Origin of the sequence: Dehalococcoides mccartyi CG5, assembly GCF_000830885.1 — a bacterium.
Taxonomy (GTDB): domain Bacteria; phylum Chloroflexota; class Dehalococcoidia; order Dehalococcoidales; family Dehalococcoidaceae; genus Dehalococcoides; species Dehalococcoides mccartyi_B.
The window spans coordinates 1139566-1154375 of record NZ_CP006951.1; the positions used below are offsets into that span (position 1 = coordinate 1139566).

Annotated in this window: 16 protein-coding genes, 3 tRNA genes and 1 other annotated feature; of the genes, 13 read left to right on the forward strand and 6 right to left on the reverse strand. The window is 48.8% G+C overall.

What is annotated here, in order from left to right:
• The first annotated feature begins 9 nt into the window (after positions 1–9).
• The 6 genes from X794_RS06070 to X794_RS06095 all read left to right on the forward strand — a co-directional run bounded on the left by X794_RS06070 (position 10) and on the right by X794_RS06095 (position 3643).
• Entirely contained in the window at positions 10–861 is an 852-nt protein-coding gene (locus tag X794_RS06070) for an amidohydrolase family protein (RefSeq protein ID WP_034376239.1), read from the forward strand.
• Complete coding sequence (gene thpR, locus X794_RS06075) at positions 854–1435, forward strand: RNA 2',3'-cyclic phosphodiesterase (protein ID WP_012034184.1); 582 nt, start codon at positions 854–856, stop codon at positions 1433–1435. Before X794_RS06070 ends, thpR begins: the two co-directional genes overlap by 8 nt.
• 71 nt (positions 1436–1506) lie before the next feature.
• The gene (locus tag X794_RS06080; protein ID WP_011309809.1) at positions 1507–1710 is read left to right on the forward strand and encodes a hypothetical protein; all 204 of its coding nucleotides are present in this window, start codon (positions 1507–1509) and stop codon (positions 1708–1710) included.
• Between the two features lie 39 nt (positions 1711–1749).
• Positions 1750–2451 (forward strand): ComF family protein, encoded by a 702-nt coding sequence (locus tag X794_RS06085; RefSeq protein ID WP_015407250.1) that lies wholly within the window; start codon positions 1750–1752, stop codon positions 2449–2451.
• A gap of 13 nt (positions 2452–2464) precedes the next feature.
• Entirely contained in the window at positions 2465–3004 is a 540-nt protein-coding gene (gene hpf, locus X794_RS06090; RefSeq protein WP_011309811.1) for a ribosome hibernation-promoting factor, HPF/YfiA family, read from the forward strand.
• 75 nt (positions 3005–3079) lie between these two features.
• A complete protein-coding gene (locus tag X794_RS06095; RefSeq protein WP_034376236.1) occupies positions 3080–3643 on the forward strand; it encodes a methylated-DNA--[protein]-cysteine S-methyltransferase in 564 nt (187 codons plus the stop codon).
• Here the strand turns inward: X794_RS06095 and X794_RS06100 are convergent.
• Genes X794_RS06100 through X794_RS06115 form a run of 4 tightly spaced genes read right to left on the reverse strand, consistent with a single transcriptional unit; the run spans position 3621 to position 8573 of the window.
• Entirely contained in the window at positions 3621–4004 is a 384-nt protein-coding gene (locus X794_RS06100; protein WP_034376233.1) for a protease inhibitor I42 family protein, read from the reverse strand. The two genes, X794_RS06095 and X794_RS06100, sit on opposite strands and share 23 nt — an antisense overlap.
• A 22-nt stretch (positions 4005–4026) precedes the next feature.
• Positions 4027–4845: a RadC family protein gene (gene radC, locus X794_RS06105; RefSeq protein ID WP_011309814.1), complete on the reverse strand. Its 819-nt coding sequence runs from the start codon at positions 4843–4845 to the stop codon at positions 4027–4029.
• Positions 4829–5077: a putative signal transducing protein gene (locus tag X794_RS06110; RefSeq protein WP_011309815.1), complete on the reverse strand. Its 249-nt coding sequence runs from the start codon at positions 5075–5077 to the stop codon at positions 4829–4831. The genes radC and X794_RS06110 overlap by 17 nt, the downstream gene beginning before the upstream one ends.
• Positions 5061–8573: a DNA polymerase III subunit alpha gene (locus X794_RS06115; RefSeq protein ID WP_011309816.1), complete on the reverse strand. Its 3513-nt coding sequence runs from the start codon at positions 8571–8573 to the stop codon at positions 5061–5063. Before X794_RS06115 ends, X794_RS06110 begins: the two co-directional genes overlap by 17 nt.
• 146 nt (positions 8574–8719) lie before the next feature.
• Between X794_RS06115 and X794_RS06120 the strand changes: the two genes are divergently transcribed.
• Positions 8720–9430 carry a TIGR01906 family membrane protein gene (locus X794_RS06120; RefSeq protein WP_041344581.1) on the forward strand — a complete coding sequence of 237 codons (711 nt, stop codon included), beginning with the start codon at positions 8720–8722 and terminating at the stop codon, positions 9428–9430.
• A gap of 90 nt (positions 9431–9520) precedes the next feature.
• On the opposite strand, the gene X794_RS06125 is transcribed toward X794_RS06120, so the two are convergent.
• Positions 9521–9937, reverse strand: a complete 417-nt coding sequence (locus tag X794_RS06125; RefSeq protein ID WP_011309818.1) for a hypothetical protein — start codon at positions 9935–9937, stop codon at positions 9521–9523.
• A 348-nt stretch (positions 9938–10285) separates the two neighbouring features.
• Positions 10286–10501 carry an FmdB family zinc ribbon protein gene (locus tag X794_RS06130; RefSeq protein WP_010937148.1) on the reverse strand — a complete coding sequence of 72 codons (216 nt, stop codon included), beginning with the start codon at positions 10499–10501 and terminating at the stop codon, positions 10286–10288.
• Between the two features lie 258 nt (positions 10502–10759).
• Between X794_RS06130 and X794_RS06135 the strand changes: the two genes are divergently transcribed.
• The 6 genes from X794_RS06135 (at position 10760) to trpD (ending at position 14809) form a co-directional block, all read left to right on the forward strand.
• A tRNA-Leu gene (locus X794_RS06135) sits at positions 10760–10846 on the forward strand.
• A gap of 5 nt (positions 10847–10851) precedes the next feature.
• Positions 10852–10929: transfer RNA gene (locus X794_RS06140), tRNA-Arg, on the forward strand.
• 10 nt (positions 10930–10939) lie between these two features.
• A tRNA-Val gene (locus tag X794_RS06145) sits at positions 10940–11016 on the forward strand.
• A 423-nt stretch (positions 11017–11439) separates the two neighbouring features.
• Positions 11440–11707, forward strand: a binding site (T-box leader).
• A gap of 40 nt (positions 11708–11747) precedes the next feature.
• On the forward strand, positions 11748–13205 hold the full coding sequence (trpE, locus tag X794_RS06155) for an anthranilate synthase component I (RefSeq protein ID WP_041344582.1): 1458 nt from the start codon (positions 11748–11750) through the stop codon (positions 13203–13205).
• Positions 13189–13779, forward strand: coding sequence for an anthranilate synthase component II (locus X794_RS06160; RefSeq protein WP_011309822.1), 591 nt, complete (start codon positions 13189–13191; stop codon positions 13777–13779). The genes trpE and X794_RS06160 overlap by 17 nt, the downstream gene beginning before the upstream one ends.
• Before the next feature lie 4 nt (positions 13780–13783).
• Positions 13784–14809: an anthranilate phosphoribosyltransferase gene (trpD, locus tag X794_RS06165; RefSeq protein ID WP_010937160.1), complete on the forward strand. Its 1026-nt coding sequence runs from the start codon at positions 13784–13786 to the stop codon at positions 14807–14809.
• The last annotated feature ends 1 nt before the right edge of the window (position 14810 follow it).

Below are 14810 nucleotides of genomic sequence, written 5' to 3' on the forward strand. Positions count from 1 at the left end.
CCGTCCTTCATGATAATAGATTTTCATACCCATATTTTCCCTCCCGAAATCATTGCAGCCCGGCAGGAATACACCTGCCGGGACAGCTGCATGGGGCTGCTTTATTCAAACCTCAAAGCCAAAATGATAACCGCAGACGAGTTGGTAGCGGCACTGAATGAAGCCGGCGTGGATAGGGCAGTGGCACTGAATATCAGCTGGGATTCAGATGAACTGTGTACATTTACCAATAACTACCTGCTGGAATCTGCCCGCCGTTACCCTGAAAGGATTATTCCGTTTTGTGCTTTACCCATTTCAAACCCGTCTGCCAGCCTTAATGAGCTGGAACGCTGCCTCAGTCTGGGGGCAAAGGGTATAGGCGAACTCCGTACCGAACGGCCGGAAGAACTGGCTCTTCCGCCATATCAACCCTTGTTTGAGCGTATAGCACAGAAGGGCTTGGTTTGCCTGTTTCATGCTTCAGAACCGCTGGGGCATATCTATCCCGGAAAGGGTCTTGCCACTCCGGAAAGGTTTTACCCGTTTATTTCCCGATACCCCAAGCTTAAACTGGTACTGGCCCATCTGGGCGGGGGCATGCCCTTTTACCACCTTATGCCGGAAGCCGCCAAGGTGCTTTCAAACACCGCCTATGACACCGCGGCCGCCCCTTTCCTGTACAACCCTGAAATTTATCAGCAGGTGATAAAACTGGCCGGAGAGACTAAACTCCTTTTCGGCAGTGATTACCCCCTCATGCCTTATGACCGCACCTTAAAACACCTACTAGATGGACGGCTTGAGACTGATATACAGGCAAAGATACTGCGGCAAAACGCACTTGACTGGTTAAACAAAGGGGAAACGGGTCTTGGCTGAAGGACTTATCCGCACTTTCATCGCCATAGAACTGTCACCTGAGCTTAAAACCACACTCGGCGGTATCCAGAATTCGCTGCCTATACCCTCTCAAGCTATTAAATGGGTAAAACCCGAGTCTATCCACCTGACTCTCAAATTTCTGGGGGATACCCCGCTAAGCCAGATTGAGAGTATCGTACAGGGCATGGAGAAAGCCGCACTGGCCTGCCCTGCCTTTACCCTATCAACCACCCGAATAGGGGCTTTCCCTTCACTTTCAAACCCGAAGGTTATCTGGCTGGGGCTGGAAGGTGAGACCGATAAACTGCAAACCACCTTCGCCGAAGTTGAGAAAAATATTTCCCGGCTGGGATTTCCAACAGATACACGGGAATTTGCTCCTCACTTGACCCTTGGGCGTCTTAGGGAGAATGCCGGTAGAAATGATATAGAAACCACTGCCAAAATACTCAAATCCGCACCCCCTATCCCCCAAACCAGCTTACACGCCAGCCATATCTGTTTGTTTAAAAGCCAGCTTTTACCCGCCGGACCGTTATATACCAGACTGGCCCAAATCAGCCTTGCCTAGTCTTGTCAGGAAAAACCTCTTGGAGTATACTCAATCAACTTGAAACAAGGTCTCAGCCGGGAGGTAACTTCGTGGAGAATACAAGTTTTCCGAAATGTTTAAAATGCAATCAGGGTGATCTGCTGCCCCTGTCAGACTTTGGCAGTCAGGGTGCATCCATCCATTACAAAGCTTGGGTCTGCTCTAACCCCGGTTGCGGCTTCAACCTCAAAATCCGCAACGGGGATATATATATTAACGAACCTATCATAAACGGCAACAACCGCCAGCATTAGGCCGGTAAAAGCCAATCTAATCTGCCTGGGGGCAAACTGATGGCGTTTTTGCATCAATCCTTTAAAGATACATTGCTGGATCTGGTCTTTCCCCAGCAGTGTCTGGTTTGCGGGAAAGAAGGCAAGCTGTTCTGTGCCAAATGCCATGCCGGTCTCAGCTATATCTCCCCTCCGGTCTGTTCACTCTGCGGTCATCATGTATCAAATGACGGGGTTTGCCCTATGTGCCTTTCCGGCAAAATCCATCTGGACGGGCTGCGTTCAGTTTTCAACTTTGAAGGCGGTATTGCCCAAGCCATTTATTCCCTCAAATACCACAACCTGCGTTCGGTTGCTCCGTTACTGGGCACTTTTATGGCAGACTACCTTAAACAAAACCCTATGCCGGCTGATATTATTGTACCTGTGCCTCTCCACCCCAGCCGTTTGAAATACCGCGGCTATAACCAGTCTCTCCTGCTGGCAAGGGAACTTTGCCGCCAAACAGGTATAGAATTAGCCGACAAATGGCTTGAGCGTTCTCTGGCAACTGCTTCTCAGGCACGCACCCAAAACCGCATTGAACGTTTGGCAAACGTAAACAACGCCTTTATTTTCAAATACCCCACGACAACCGCCCCCAGGGTGATTATAATAGATGATGTAGCAACCACAGGCGCTACCCTGAATGCCTGCGCCGCCACTCTTAAAGAGGCTGGTGCCCTCAGTGTATGGGGGCTGACCATAGCCAGAGAAAGATAGAGGAGTGTAGAGTATGGAGATTCAGATTACCACCAAGAATTGCCGCCTGGACAACCGTACCCGCAGTTATATCCAACGCAAAATGGGACGGATAACCCGCATGCTCCCCCAGATTTCCGAGTTCAAGATTGAGCTTGACGAGGAACAAACCCGTTCCCAGGCTGACCATTTTATCCTTAAAGCTACTCTGCATACCGGTACAGACGTACTTTACGCTGAAGAACGAGCCGAAAACCTGCTGACCGCCGCCGACCAGGCGGTGAAAGTGCTTAACCAGCAGATTGACCATGCCAAAGGCAAAATGGAAGAAAAAGTACGCAACCGCGAAAGCATACGTCTCAGCCAGCCAAAGGTGTCTTCTCCTCCACGTGAGCCTTTAATCCGAAAACGCCAACAAGAGGCAAAACCCATGACCGTGGAAGAAGCCGTAAATCAGCTGAATTTATCCGGAGAGGAATATCTGCTCTTTTTAGGTCCGGATACCAAACGGGTAAATCTGCTTCGCCGCTTTGCTGACGGCAAATTTGAGCTGGTAGAGCCTGTACCCGAATAGTTTTTAATGCCCGACCACCAGCCCTGATACACTCAGGAGACTGCAGGGTCAAATTTAAGAGGTGGATAACAGCTTTTGAGTAGAGTTGCACTAAAGAGCCTTGACACAGCCGTCAGAAGGGCTGAAACTGATTCCGATATCCGCTGGGATATTTTTAAAATCCAACCAGGTTGGGTTGGGGTAATGGCATCTACGGAAGGAATCTGCCGCCTTACCCTGCCTCAGCCCGGTCAAGCCGAAGCACTGGGGCAACTGAAACCGCCGCCGGGTGCTACCCGGACTGACAATCTAGTCAGCTCTCTGGCAACTAAACTTGAAAGCTATTTCAAGGGAATCAGCACGGATTTCCCGTTCAGCCTTGACCTTGGCGGGTATACACCCTTTGAATCACTGGTGTTTCAGGCCTGCGCCCAGATACCCTACGGACAAACCGCCAGTTACGGCCAGATTGCCCGCCAGATAGGCTACCCCAAAGCTGCCAGAGCAGTGGGGCAAGCTCTCCATAAAAATCCCGTGCCCCTCATAGTACCCTGCCACAGGATAATTGCCGGTAGCGGCAAAACAGGCGGTTTTAACGGCGGGATAAATATAAAATGCTGGCTGCTTACACTGGAAGCTAGGAAACCTTCAGATTTATAACTAACGTTTCCAGAGGTACAGCATCCCACGGACGGGAATAGTAAAACCAGAGTTCGGTCTGTTCTTTATCCAAAGCCCTGAAGCGGAAATATTCGGTTCCGCCGCTTCCGACCAGAGCAGCATCAGCATTATCAGGCGTATAGGTTTTTTCAACCAGATATATTTTAGAACTGACCGATTCAAAATCCCAGCTATACCCGGTGCTGGGATTAGACGGCAGGGCTACTATAAATTCGTCACCGGTATGGCACTCTATCAGGGTATCATCGGCGGTATAAGTTTTTACCTGAGCACTGCAACCGGAAAAAGCCAAACTGAAAGCGCAAACCAGACTAAGTATCAAACCCGCAAATTTCTTCATAATTTCACTCCATCAGGCTCATCTACTCCGGGTTTCCCCCGAACAGTTCTGCCCGGTATATATGGCGTCTGGCCTCGGAAACATGCTTCAGTTTCAAATTCAGAAAACCTGTTTCATACTCACCCATAATACCGGCGGCGGCAAAACTAAAATAACAGTTATCCCCGATGATAATATGGTCTAAAGCCCGTATTTTCATCACCATGGCAGCATATACCAGTTCACGGGTTACGTCTTTATCTGCCTGTGAAGGCTCGGTCTTGCCGGAGGGATGGTTGTGGACAAAAATAAGGGCGGAGGCATTTTTGGAAATAGCGGCCGCAATCACCTCACGGGGGACTATGCAACCGCTGGCCACCGTTCCGCAAAAAAGGTCTGCCACGTCCAGCACCCTGTGCTGGCTGTCCAGATAAATTACCTTGAAAACCTCTTTTTTAAGACCCCGCATGGCACAGTAAAGGTAGTCAAACACCTGCTGGGCAGTATTGCAGACCGGTTTTTCAATAATGCCATCTTTCAGGTAACGCTGGGATACTTCTTTAATAAGTTTGATAGCCACCGAATTGACCGCCCCAATGCCCTTTATGCCTGAGAGTTCTTCAGGTGAGGCCTCCAGCACAGCCCTCAGACTGCCGAAGTTTTTGATAGCCTCTTTGGCGGCCTGTTTGCAATCACGGCGGGGAGTTCCTAAAGTAAGCAGTAGCTCCACCACTTCATAATCATTCAGCCCGTCCAGACCGGCCTTTAAAAAACGCTCACGCAAACGCTGGCGGTGCCCTTCATTAGGGTTAGCCGGGGGATTGGAGGAGGGGGTCTCATCGGTCTTATTCGGCAGACTCATCCGGTTCTTCATTCTGTATCTGCAAATCCGCCAATATTTCTTTGGCCTGAGTAAGGTGTTCCTTTAAAACATACAGACTTACCGGCAACATGGTCACCCCCAGATACGAAAATACATGCTGGGCTCCCAGAGTGGACGGAATACCCTCCCCCTCCAGAAAACCCTGCCACATCTCAGCTATTATCTGGTTCGGGGCTATGCCCGCCAGTTCCAGTTTATCCGCTTGGGGCATTATTCTCCAACCTCACATTGGCACTGCCCACCAGGGCAGCAAGCTTATTTTTTAGCTCCGGACAATAGTATACCCAGATATCAGGCATTTTCAATATGAAAACCCTCTCGTGGTTGACCACGCACAACCGTACTTCGGTTTCACCCGTATATTGCCGCAGGGTTTCCACTACCTCATTCAGACAGTCAATATCCCGTTCCTCATTTTCAGTTTGCTGGATACATACCACCAAACGCTGCAGTTGGGGAGCCGGAGGCTCTTTTTCCTCGGACTTTGGCTGGGGGGCATTTATAAATACCGGTGCCGCTTTCTTCTCTGTTTCCGGCTGGTACCGGCTTACTTTTTCGGCATGAATTGATACCCTGTCTCCACGAACCACAGCTTTACCTTCCACTAAAAGAATATTCCCCTCTTCCCAGAGGGCCTTGGTTGCGTTATAAACTTTCGGCCAGGCGGCTATTTCCACCCGTCCTACCAAATCTTCAATTTCGGCCATAACAAACGGTTTGCCTTCGCGGGTGGCCGAAACCCGCACCGAAGCCACCATACCCGCTACTGTAACCAGCTGATTGTGGAGTTCCTCATCTATCTGGCCGCACAGGGCGGTAGTTACCTCCAAAGCCGAACTGGCATAGGGGGTAAACGGATGCTCAGATATAAATATACCTACCAGCTCTTTTTCCCACTGGAGTTTTTCACGGGTGGTAACCGGTGATTCTTCAAGCTCCAGATTAGTCATGGGTACGGGTGATTGCTGGCTGAAAAGGTCAAACATAGTAGTCTGGTTTGAATCTTTCATCTTCTGCTCCCGCTGAGCCAATGAAAGTATATTCGGCAAATTGAAAAAGAGAGTTCCCCTGTCACCCATATTATCCAAAGCCCCAGCCTTAACCAGACTTTCCATCACCCGCTTGTTAAGTGATGAACCCTCGGCCCTGCGGCATAAATCCTCCACAGACAGATAGTCCCCGTTGGCTTTCCTTTCGGCCACAATAGGCTCTACTGCCGCCACACCCACATTCTTGATAGCCGCCAGCCCGAAGCGGATTTTTTTAACCCCGCCTTCGGCTTGTTCTATCTCAAAATTAGCCCCGCTGCGGTTAATATCCGGCGGCAATACTTCTATCCCCATATGGCGGGCTTCGGTAACGGCGGTTACCACCTTTTCGGTCACGTCACAAAAAGCCTGAAGATAAGCGGTTATATATTCCACTGGGTAATTAGCCTTGAGGTAGGCTGTCTGATAGGCGATAAGGGCATAGCTGGTAGCATGGGCCTTGTTAAAGGCATACCCGGCAAAAGGTTCAACCAGAGCAAATACCTCATCGGCTATCTCACGGGTATAGCCGTTTTTCATGGCCCCGTCCACAAAATTGGCTTTCTGCTTCTGCATAACGGCGGCAATCTTTTTACCCATGGCCTTGCGGAGTATATCCGCCTGCCCCAGAGTATAGCCGGAAAAGGTCTGGGCTATGAAGAGAACCTGCTCCTGATAGACAATAACCCCGTAAGTTTCTTCCAGCAGGGGTTCAAGTGCGGGGTGTGGATAGGTGATAGGCTCAAGCCCATGCTTGGATTTGATAAAACGGGGTATCTGCTCCATAGGGCCGGGGCGGTATAAAGCCACCATAGCACCAATATCCGAAAACACTGTCGGTTTCAGTTCTTTGATATAGCGGCGCATACCCGTACCTTCCAGCTGGAAAACACCCACTGTTTCGCCGGCTGCCAGCAGTTCAAAGGTCTTTTGGTCGTCAAGGGGTATGGCCAAGGGGTCGATATCCTGTCCGGTGTATTCTTTGATTACCGCACAGGCCTTGCCCAGTATATTCAGGTTGACCAAACCCAGAAAGTCCATCTTGAGCAAACCTATTTTGGCTATGTCTTCCATGGTGTACTGGGTCATGACCAGCCCCAGATTATTCTCCTTGCTGAGGCGCTGCAGGGGTACATGGTCTGTCAAGGGGTCTTTGGAAATGACTACGCCGGCAGCATGGGTGGAAGCATGACGGGAAAGACCCTCCACCTTGCGGGCGGCATCCACCAGATTGCGGACAACGGCATCTTGATTGTACATTTCCTTGAGCTCGGAGCTTTCTTCCATAGCCTTGTCCAGAGTCATGTGAGGGGAGAAAGGTATAACCTTGGCTACCCTATCCACATCGGCATAGGCCATGCCAAGTGCCCGTCCCACATCCCGCACGGCCGCTTTTGCCCCCAGCGTACCAAAGGTAATAATCTGGGAAACATGGTCACGCCCGTACTTGCCGACAACGTATTCAATAACCTCCTCGCGGCGGTCATCCTGAAAGTCCATATCAATATCAGGCATTTCCTTGCGTTCAATATTCAGAAAACGCTCAAAAACCAGTTTGTATCTGATGGGGTCAAGGGCGGTTATGCCTAGACAGTAAAGCACTATGGACGAAGCGGCACTGCCACGGACACCATAATACAACCCTTTTTCTTTTACAAAACGGATGATATCCCAGGTAACCAGAAAGTAATTGGCAAACTCGGTGGTTTTGATAACATCCAGTTCGTACTTCAGGCGGTCAAGTATCTCCGGGCCGGCATCAGGGTAAAAAACTGGCAGTCCTTCATAGCACAAGTCTGCCAGATACTCATCAGGGGTTTTGCCTTTGGGTATATCTATCTCCGGCAGGTGCAGACGCCCGAAGTCCAGGCTGACATTGCACATCTCAGCTATTTTGGCGGTGTTTTCAATTGCATCAGGTATATCTTGATAGGCTTCCGCCATTTCCTGAGGGGATTTCAGGTAAAAATATTCCCCCTCCATCTTCATCCGCTTTTCGTCACTGACCAGTGCATTTGTGCCTATGCAAAGCAGCAAATCATGGTAGGGGGCATCTTCCTTGTCCAGATAGTGGGTATCGTTGGTAGCTACCAAGGGAATATCCAGCTCCCGTGCCATAGGTATAAGGACGCTGTTTATCTTTTCCAAATCAGGCATGGGGTGGCGCTGGATTTCTATATAGTAGTTTTCAAAAGTTTTCTTGTACCACAGGGCGGCTTCTCTGGCCTCATCATAGCGGTTTTCCAGTATCAGGCGGGGTACTTCACCCGACGGGCAGGCCGAAAGGCAAACCAGCCCTTCTGAATATTTCTCAAGCAGTTCTTTATCTATACGGGGTTTGTAGTAAAAGCCCTCCAGATGCGAACGCGAGCTAAGCTGAATAAGGTTATGGTAGCCCTTGTTATTTTTAGCCAGCAGTACCAGATGGTAGTAGTTTTTGTCTGCCGCAGTTTTGGCGGTGCGGTCACCATATGCCAGATAAAATTCGCTGCCCAGTATGGGTTTTATGCCTGCCTCTTTGGCTTCTTTGTAAAAACGGGGAATGCCATGCATAGTGCCGTGGTCAGTAATAGCTAGTGCCTCCATGCCAAGTTCCTTGGCGCGGACTACCAGCTGGGAAATACGGCACATGCCGTCCAGCAGGCTGAATTCGGTGTGGACATGAAGATGACAAAACATAGCTTTTCCTAAGGGCAGATTATAACACAGCCCTGCCATTTGAGGTATGCAGGTGAGAAGGCATTTCAAGGCTTAAAACAACCTCAAACAGACAACCTCAAGGTTTGAAGGTGCATTTTTCGCAGATAAGAGTGTAAAATACAGCCATGAAACCAGAATTGAAAAGATTTTTATATAATGTCTGGAAAACCTTAGCCATACTCCTTATCCCACTGATAATACTCACCCTGACCCTGAGTATACTTATAAACTGCCAATGGCTGTATGAAAAGGGTTTTGAAAAGTACGAAATCAGCCAGAAAACCGGCTTTACCCCCGTCCAGCTGGAAACAGCCGCATCTACCCTTATCAGTTACTTTAACAACGGCGAGGAATATATAGACCTGCAGCTGGAAAAAGACGGGGTAGACGTAACCGTATTTAAAGAACGGGAAATACTGCACTTAAAAGATGTAAAGGGGCTTGTCCGCCTGAATTATCTGGCTCTGGGCATCTGCCTATTACTTGGCGGAGGATTTTTCCTTTACCTATACTTGAAAAAACAGGCCGGGCGGGTAAAAGAAGCCGGCATAGTGCTTATTCAGGGGGGAATGTTCAGCCTTTTGTTATTAGGCGGCATCGGGCTTATAGCCATGCTGGATTTCCAGACTTTCTTCACCCGGTTGCACCTGCTTGGTTTCAGCAATGCCTTCTGGTTGTTAGACCCCGCCAAAGACTATCTGGTAATGTTTTTCCCCAGAGGGTTCTGGGAAGACAGCACCCTTGTGCTGGGCATTTCAATCGGGGTATTGGCAGTCAGTCTTATGGCCGGCGGTTGGCTACTAAGAAAACCTGCCAGAAGTGACCTGCCTTTTTAATAGCCAAACGGCGGTAAACCCCGCCGCTTCTTTTCAAGATGCTACATTGCACACCTGTGATAAACAATACAGAACTTCAGTTCTAGCTTACTATGCCTTACTGACAGTCAGCAACAGGCGGTACTGGTCTTTGGTAATTTCTGTACCAGCTGCAGGGTAGGGAGTAACGTTAAAGCTGAATTTATAAATGCCGAAATCAGCTACCGCATCTCCTCCGGCACCTCTTTTAACCATGTAAAACTTGGTCTTTTCGCCGCCAGAGTTAATCTCCAACTGAACCATCACTTCACCCGCCCAGATACACTGGACACCCTCGGGGCAACGGCTGTCGGATACTACCCCTACGAATTTGATAATCAGATCTTCGCCGGCTATGGCACAACTCTGTCCAGGGGGGAAAGAGATAGACTGGTCAAGCCCTGCCGTAGGAGTGTCAACGGAACAGGCCGAAAGGGGTAAACCTAGCATCAGCAAACCGGCAAATATAGTTAAGACTCTCTTGCGCATATTTTATCCTTTACCTTTCCGGGAAACACACCTGAAGACAGTCTGAAACACTCTGAAAGCTCAAAGACATCCGGTGCACCAGCGGCAGAGTAATTTTCAGACATATCTGTTTCCCTCTATCTTATAACGATAAACGGAACTTGCAGATAGCCGCTTATAAAAAGTACCTGCCAACCGCAAGCTAAATAAATACCCGCTTAAGCACCGTACAGAGTAAAGGCAATAGAAAATCCGGATCTTTTACTAAAAACAAAAACCGACACAATACATTGCTGGCTGGGATAGGCAGATGAATTATGTCGGCATTTGCCGGTCAGCTTTAACGAAACACAGTTTCATCAACCGAATTTAGTGGCAGCCGGAACAGCTGGAACAAGAACCGCTTGAACAGGAACCGCCGCCGCTTCCGCAGGAACCGGTACCTCGGCAGGCAAAACCTGAAACGCCTCTGGCAGAGGGAGTTTTGCATTCAGGGCAAAGAGCTTCCTCATCAGCCTTGCTGGTAGAGCGGATGTCTTCAAATCTGGTTTTGCATTTTGGGCATACATATTCGTAAATTGGCATTTTTATCTCCTACTAAAATTGTATCGTCAAAAGAGCTTAAAGTCAACGCTTACCTGACATAACTATATATCCCAGATGTAGTTGGCCTCAATAACAGTTTAAAAACTAAATATTGTCCAAGACTCTAAAATTTTCAAAATAAATCCTGCCGCTAAAAGCAGATACTCCTGAAGCTGGATTGACACTAGTCTATCCCAATAAGTATAATCTAGCGGCTTAAGTTGTCCAGATAACCCTGATCAACTGGTGACTTGACAGGCCGAAGTGGCGGAACGGCAGACGCGCTACGTTCAGGGCGTAGTACCTGTAATAGGTGTGAGAGTTCAAATCTCTCCTTCGGCACCATACCGGCGCTTGTAGCTCAGTTGGATTAGAGCGCAGCCCTGCGAAGGCTGAGGTCGTGGGTTCGAGTCCCACCAAGCGCGCCATATTTCTTTCGGGCGGTTAGCTCAGCTGGTTAGAGCACCTGCTTTACACGCAGGGGGTCATAGGTTCGAATCCTATACCGCCCACCATTTTTTGAACGTGAAAAAGCCCCTTTGACTTAACTGTCACGGGGGCTGTTTTTATAAATGGCACTAAACAACTGTCACCGGCTACTATACATGAATTGTTATCTGCTAAAACTGAGATGAAGTATCGTTATACGTATAACTGGTGTTATAATTTCACCGGTATATCAGGCATTATTCAGATAACAGGAGAGAATTTGATTATGGACACACTGGGTTTTATTTTAGCAATACTGGGCATTATGGTGGCAATTTCCTTACTCTATGTCTTAAATTTATCTGCAAAAGCTTTAACAATTTACATCAACAAAAATAAAAAATAGTAAAAAGTTAAACCCTCCCGCTTAGCCAGTCCCGCAAGAAACTCCGGCAATAACGTAACCAAGATAACATTGACAAAGACATTTTTTATATTGTAATATTGTTTTACAGACTAGGAATGAGATTAGTAGGTCTAAAGCGAAGCTCAGAGAGCCGGGCAAGGTGAGAGCCGGTGCTAGCGCATAGAACTGAATGGACTCAGGAGTCGCAGGCCGAAAAAGGAAACTTGAGTAGGTTTTGACGGAAGGGCACCGTTATCAAAGCCTAGGGTATCGCTCTGAGAAATCCGGGCCGCACCCGAAAAAAGATATTCCTGTATTTTTTGCAGGGATAATTAGGGTGGCACCGCGAAGGTTAATCCCTCGCCCCTAAAAAGGACGAGGGATTTATTTTTTTGCGAGGTGCCCGTTAAAATGTATTACCCATCTTTAGCCGAAGTAAAAAAACTGGCCGCACAGGGCAACCTGATACCCATCTCTTGTGAGATTATGGCCGACCTTGAAACCCCGGTTTCCGCTTTTCTGAAAATCAAAGACAGCCAACATTCTTTTCTGCTGGAAAGTGTGGAAGGCGGGGAGCGCGTAGCCCGATATAGTTTCATCGGCACCAACCCCTATAAAGTGCTTACAGCCTATCAGACAGATACCGTTCCTCCTCTAACCCAAGTTGAAAATGAACTAAACAAATACCGGGTAGTACCGGTGGGGGATTTGCCCCGTTTCTGCGGCGGGGCGGTGGGTTTTCTGGGCTACGAGGCAGTTACCCGCTTTGAGGAGTTGCCCTCGCCATCGGCTGACCCCCTAAATCTTCCGGAAGCAGTCTTCATGCTGGTTGATACCATGCTGGTTTTTGACCACATCAGCCATTCCATAAAAGTACTAAGCTATGTCCATACCGAACAGGATATTGAAACGTCATATAATCAGGCTATCCGGAATATAGAAAATCTGGTTAACCGCCTTAGAAAGCCGTTGCCCGAAACCTCCCCAAAATCTACCGCCGCAAGTATCCCCGAAATGAAATCCAATTTCAAACAGGCGGATTTTGAGGGCAAGGTATCCAAAATAAGAGATTACCTTAACTCAGGCGAAGCTATTCAGGTAGTTTTGTCACAGCGTCTGTCCAGACCCACCTCCGCCCATCCCTTTGACATCTACCGTGCCTTGCGTTCAGTAAACCCTTCACCATACATGTACTATCTGGATTTCGGTGATTTCCAGATTGTGGGCGCCTCGCCGGAGGTACTGGTACGGGTGGAAGACGGCGAGGTTATGACCCGCCCTCTGGCAGGCACCAGAAAACGGGGCAAAACCCAGAAAGAAGACGCCAGGCTTGAGCAGGAACTCCGCCATGACGAAAAAGAGTGTGCCGAACATATCATGCTGGTGGATTTGGGACGAAACGATATCGGGCGCATAAGCCAGCCGGGCACAGTCCGCATAACCGACGTCATGGATGTGGAACGCTATTCCCACGTAATGCATCTGGTTTCCCACATTCAGGGCAAATTAAAACCAAACATTACTCCGTTTGAGGCTTTGCAATCCTGCTTCCCGGCAGGCACAGTCTCAGGCGCACCTAAAATACGGGCTATGGAAATAATAGCTGAAATGGAAACCGAAAAGAGAGGCATTTATGCCGGGGCAGTCGGATATTTTTCTTATTCGGGCAATATGGACATGGCTATAGCCATACGCACCATGGTTGTCAAGGGAGGCATTGCCCATGTCCAGGCAGGCTGCGGCATAGTAAGTGACAGCGTACCCGAACATGAGTATCAGGAAACATTAAACAAAGCTCAGGCTTTGCTGAAAGCTCTGGACAGGGCAGAAAATCAGGCATCGGAGAAACCGCATGTTATTACTAATTGATAATTACGACAGTTTTACCTATAACCTTTTTCAGTATTTTTCCGAACTGGGGCAGGAGGTTAAGGTAGTCCGCAATAACAAGGTTACCCTTGATGCCATAGAAGCCCTAGGTCCTGAATATATCGTGATTTCACCCGGACCATCTTCACCCCTTCAGGCAGGGGTGTCCAATGACATTATCCGCCATTTCGGCCCCAGACTGCCGATCCTCGGTATATGTCTGGGTCACCAGTGCATCGGGCATACCTACGGGGGGATTGTCAGACAGGCAGACCGGATAATGCACGGCAAACAGTCTCTGATACAGCATAACAACCGGGGTATTTTTAAAGGTCTGCCCAAAGGGTTTCCCGCCATACGTTACCATTCCCTTATAGTTGATAAACCGACCCTGCCGGAGTGTCTTGAAATAACCGCCTGGACAGATGACGGCACCATTATGGGGCTTAGGCACAAAGAGTACCCGGTTGAAGGCATACAGTTCCATCCCGAATCATTCAAAACCGAATGCGGCAAGGAGATTTTGGGCAATTTTCTGAAATACTATGCACCTGTATCAGGTAAAAGAGAGTAAATAAATGATTAAAGAAGCCATCGGGTCTTTAGTTCTGGGTAAATCTCTGACTCTTGAACAGTCTGCCTCAGTCATGGACGAAATCATGGAGGGAAAAACTACTCCTGCCCAGATTGGGGCATTCCTGACTGCTCTCAGGGTCAAGGGTGAAACCGCCGAAGAGATAGCCGGTCTGGCAAATGTCATGCGGGCAAAGTCTACCCGTATATCCACCAGCACTCCGGTACTGGACATAGTGGGCATTGGCGGGGACGGGATAAACACGTTTAATATTTCTACCACCGCCGCCTTTGTTATATCAGGAGCCGGCATAAAAGTGGCCAAGCACGGCAACCGGGCGGCAAGCAGTATGTGCGGCAGTGCCGATGTGCTGGAAGCACTGGGCATAAAAATAGATCTAAATGCCGAACAGGTAAAAATATGTATAGAGCAAATAGGTATCGGGTTCATGTTTGCCCCGGTTTTTCATCCCGCCATGAAATTTGTAGCCCCTTCCCGCCGTGAAATAGGCATCCGCACCGTGTTCAATATTTTAGGTCCACTGACTAACCCGGCCAGTGCCCAGTACCAGCTTATCGGCGTACCTGAAATAGGGCTGGGTGACAAGATTATTTCAGCCCTCTGCCACATGGATATCAAGCATGCTCTGGTGGTACACGGCCTGGACGGCATGGACGAAATGTCTATCAGCGGAGACTCTGTTATCTGGGAACTGAAAGACAAAGAGATAATCAAATTTCGCCATACGGTTTCACCCCGAGAAATGGGCTTAGAACAGGTTTCCCTTCAGGCTGTCAAAGGGGGTGCGGCAGAGGAAAACGCACTTACCCTGCGGGCCATACTCTCAGGTGCAAAAGGGCCCAAACGGGATGTAGTTCTGCTGAATGCGGCCGCCGCCCTGATGGTGGCAGACAAGATTGACACCATTGCCGAAGGTATCTCTCTGGCCGCAGAAATAATTGACAACGGGCTGGCACTTAATAAGCTAGAATCTTTGATTAAACTCAGCCAGTCTTTGGCAAGCGGGTAAA